We start from the raw sequence: 4,005 nt of genomic DNA, 5'->3' as shown, positions 1-4,005 counted from the left end.
AATTTATATAACACTAATCTGAAATCCCGATTAACGCTAGTAGGTAATAATCTCCTCTACACCAAACTACCTATTATTTGGTACTCGATTGGTAAATTTTATACGGTTAGATAACGACCAGACCAGAGTTTAGCTTTAAACATCAGATATAAATCGTAGATTCATAATCAGAAAAATCTTCCGTCCCTGAGGCAGTAATGATACCCCTTATTTCTAATCACTTTTCCGGACGATTAAATGTTGCCCATGTTCGAAGATGCCGTCGCGATCGCGTGGAATATACGTTCCAGTATGCCTTCGCCCGTAATAACACTCTTTGTGGAATAGCTATTGCGGGAGTGGCTTCCTGTTTGGGCTGATTTTTCTTGTATCCGAGATGATGAGTCATCACTGCATTAAGTGCTGCTTCAACGCTGAGCTTTTTCAGCAGCCGATCAAACTGGCTGAGGTCTTCAGAGTTTTTGAGGTTTTTGGCCAGTTCGTTAATCAGAGGCTGTAACTGTTTTTCGTCCATAAATCAGCCTTCATTTGATGCTGGATTGAACATATCAAAATCAGGCAACTACTCAAATCATCCATGTACAGACTCATTGTTTCTCTACCCGGTATAATTTTCCGAGCAACAGGAAGCAGCACAAGCTTTATTGAGTCAGATACCATTCTCCGGGCATGTCAGAAAGTATCCAGGAAAATAAAATGAGATTTTTCCTGAAAAATATCTAATATTTTAATGTTGCTGTTTTTTGATACTCAGGAGTGTATGTTATGTTTACCTGTTCCGTTATTCTTATCAACAGCCCGTTTGAGACAATTTTTGCCGGAAAAAAACTATTACTTCAGAAAAACGACGTTCTGCTGACAGATAATGTCAGTAAATCTCTTTTCCTGTGCCACGCCGATAATGTCACTGAACTCCGGATTGATGAATGTATTATCATAAAATACATGGAAAATGCCGGCAGAATTCAGTACTCGGATACGGCAGTCTCTGCTCCCTTCATTAAAACAACCTTCACACTCCCCTTCCTGCTACGCGATATCATACTACATATCAGTCAACAAAAGGCATTACCACAACAATTCTCTGAACAACTGTTTTTTGCCTGCCTTTCCATTTTTTCAACACATAAAAGTTTCATGCCTCTGTTATTTAAATGCATCAAATCAGTTGCACTTAAAGTCAGATATATTATCTCCTCCATGCCGTCACGGGCATGGAGAATTAAAGACATCAGTAATTCTCTGTACATGAGTGAAAGCCTGCTGAAAAAAAAGCTCCGGGAAGAAAACATTTCCTTTTCACGAATTCTGCTGGATATGCGTATGCATTGTGCCCGGCAACTTATTTTCAGTAAACTATCAGTGAAGCAGCTCGCAACACGGTGTGGTTATGCAAGCACTCCGTATTTTATCAGCGTTTTCAGGCAATATTTTGGCGTCACACCCCATCAGATGATTATTAATCAGCCATAAATCATTAAAAATAAAATATCCCACTCTCTGATGAAATCATTGACATCATAGCGTAACATAAAGAATTCCGGCACCTTCCCTGTCAGAAAATGACAGGGAATAAATATATTATCTGAGTGATGCGAATCGCTGTACAAAACTTTAAAACAAAGTCATATACAACCAGAACAGAATATGTAAACACACCCTCCCGTGCACAACTTTTTATTTTATGAAACAACCGGAGCTGGTTCGAATTTAATCTTCACATAAGGTGACAACGATAAATCCAGCCAGAATGTAACATCATTACGTATCCCAAGTTTTTTATATATCTGATGTTTTTGTATTGATACAGTTTTGGCACTACGGGAACGACTCTCTGAGATCTGAGTTACCGTATATCCTTTTACTAATAACTCAAACACACAACTTTCACTTGCAGTCAGCGTCGGGCATATCCAGAAATGCGCTGTAAGATCATGTTCCATGATCTCAGTTTTTACATAGCACGTTGTTTTTTTCATTTTCCGTCTGAACAGATATCAATTACAGAAGATGTTATTCACTATTTCTGTCATCTTCCCGGACAGGACGGACATCTGAATACCTGATGTCCGTCCCTCTTTTCCCTACATCAGAAATTAATCCGGAAACCAACGCTACCTGTTACCGGCGATTCTGTATTCTCGCCATTCTGGTAACTCGCTTCTGCCCACACCCCTGCATTCGCTGTCAGCTGAGCACTCACCCCGGCACCGTATTTCCCTGTGGTACCTGAGATATCGTTAGTAAAGTTATAGCTGTCATTTATCCGGACCCTGTTGTTATCCGAAAACTCATGACTCACTGCCGTCGTCAGATACGGTCTGACAACAGTTCCGGCAACATCAAGATTCATCCCGAGGTTCACACCCACTTCACCCTGAAGTGATTTGGTTGTCCCTGCTTTCGCCTTCATACCATTATCCAGACTGATATCCTTTGATTCTGCCCGGAATGCCGTACTACGGAGATAAGGCTGAATCCAGGTGTTTTCATTCAGACTGAAGGTTCTGCCTGCTTCCAGGCTGCCACCAAAGCCATTCTGATGATAATCGCCTTTCACTGCCGTTCCGTCACTCATCCAGGTGCGCAGTTCGTTCCTGAAACGGTTGACTTTGACAACGCCATCCACATAGTAACCGTCATTGTTAAACCAGGTTGCATACAGACCACCGCCGGTACTTCCGACAGTACTGCTGCCACCACGGTTATGGCTGATGCTGTTATCGGTATAGGATACAAAAGCCCCCACAGCCAGCCTGCTGTCCTTCAGTTCAAAAACGGTGTCGCCGCCGGTTTCCATTCCGCTCTGGGTCAGTGAATAACCTGAGCCGGCACCACCGCTGATACGGGTATCTGACCCGGTGTACCGTCCCCAGACACCACCCGGCGAACGGGTATTCTGCATGACATCGCCGTGACGAAAACGCAGACTCTGAAGCTCACTGTTGAACACATAGACCGGTGCCGTTGCCATATTCAGCACAGCATCAGCCGATTTTGTTGTATGGCGTACCGGAGGTACCGGGTTATCTGTTCCTGGATTATCTGTTCCTGGATTATCTGTTCCCGGATTATCTGTTCCCGGGTTATCTGTTCCTGGCTGACTACTGTCAGCTTTCAGGTACCAGTCAGTATTTTCCTTGTTCAGATAGTATTCCCAGGTACCGGCATCCACTTTTCCGCCGTTCAGGCTGAACGCAGCATCGCCACTGCCGGTATGAACGACCTGAAGTGGTGTGCCTGCGGAAACAGGTTCAAGACCGGTATTTCTGATGTCCAGCACAAAGCTGCCACTGGCATTCTCCGTCACATTCAGCATGTCTCCGGTATGAGATGCGATATCCGTGTTCATCCGGAATGTCCCGTTACCTGAAAGACTTTCAGACACCAGTGAAACCGGCCGGAAAGCCTGCGTCAGGCGCGTGGTAGCTGACGGACGGAAATCGACAGTCCCGTTATCCAGCGTTAATGCACCGACAGTGGAGTCACCATCGAGATGCCAGACAGAGGCGCCTTTAACCGTCATGTCACCTGCACCTGTATTGTCCCCTGTAACGCTCCCCGTCAGGATGCTTCCGTTATCCAGCGTCAGGGTGGTGCCTGGCTGTGTCGTCACATTAGCGTTCGCCTGAAGGGTAACCATCGTCATTGCAGCGCCACTCTGAAGGGTAATCCCGCCATCCTGAGACAACAGTCCGCTGAAGCGGGTATTTCCGCCTTCCTGGGTCAGGGTACCGCTCCCCGTCAGGGTACCCGCAAAGGTCGCCGCACTGTTGTTGAGGAAATACAGGTTTCCTTCATTTGTGACATTTGTGAACGCACCACCGGCGAGCGTCCCTTTATCTGTCAGGGTGGTGGTACCACGAAGTACACCGCCGCTCCGGACATCCAGCATACCGCCACTGCCAACAGTTGTGTCGCTGGCGTCATGACCACTATAAACGCTCAGAGAACCACCGTTCTCCAGCAGCATATTGACGGCACTGCCACCGGCAATACTGAAGC

General features: G+C 45.8%; 3 protein-coding genes and 1 pseudogene. 1 reads left to right on the top strand and 3 read right to left on the bottom strand.

The window, feature by feature from the left end; translation table 11 throughout:
• Window positions 1-249: 249 nt before the first annotated feature.
• Window positions 250-514, bottom strand: a pseudogene (locus tag A7Z29_RS22925) (transposase); the annotation flags it as partial.
• 251 nt (window positions 515-765) lie between these two features.
• Between A7Z29_RS22925 and A7Z29_RS22920 the strand changes: the two are divergent.
• Window positions 766-1,473: an AraC family transcriptional regulator gene (locus tag A7Z29_RS22920; RefSeq protein WP_105290897.1), complete on the top strand. Its 708-nt coding sequence runs from the start codon at window positions 766-768 to the stop codon at window positions 1,471-1,473.
• A gap of 209 nt (window positions 1,474-1,682) precedes the next feature.
• Here the strand turns inward: A7Z29_RS22920 and A7Z29_RS22915 are convergent, their stop codons facing one another.
• Together A7Z29_RS22915 and A7Z29_RS22910 are read right to left on the bottom strand one after the other, a co-directional pair.
• A complete protein-coding gene (locus A7Z29_RS22915; protein WP_286135452.1) occupies window positions 1,683-1,943 on the bottom strand; it encodes a helix-turn-helix domain-containing protein in 261 nt (86 codons plus the stop codon).
• A gap of 146 nt (window positions 1,944-2,089) precedes the next feature.
• A partial coding sequence (locus A7Z29_RS22910; protein ID WP_123058436.1) for an autotransporter outer membrane beta-barrel domain-containing protein occupies window positions 2,090-4,005 on the bottom strand: 1,916 nt, incomplete at its 5' end.

It is taken from the genome of Escherichia sp. MOD1-EC6842 (assembly GCF_002965705.1).
GTDB classification, from domain to species: Bacteria; Pseudomonadota; Gammaproteobacteria; order Enterobacterales; family Enterobacteriaceae; genus Escherichia; species Escherichia ruysiae.
This window is presented reverse-complemented; position numbering and strand designations above follow the sequence as displayed.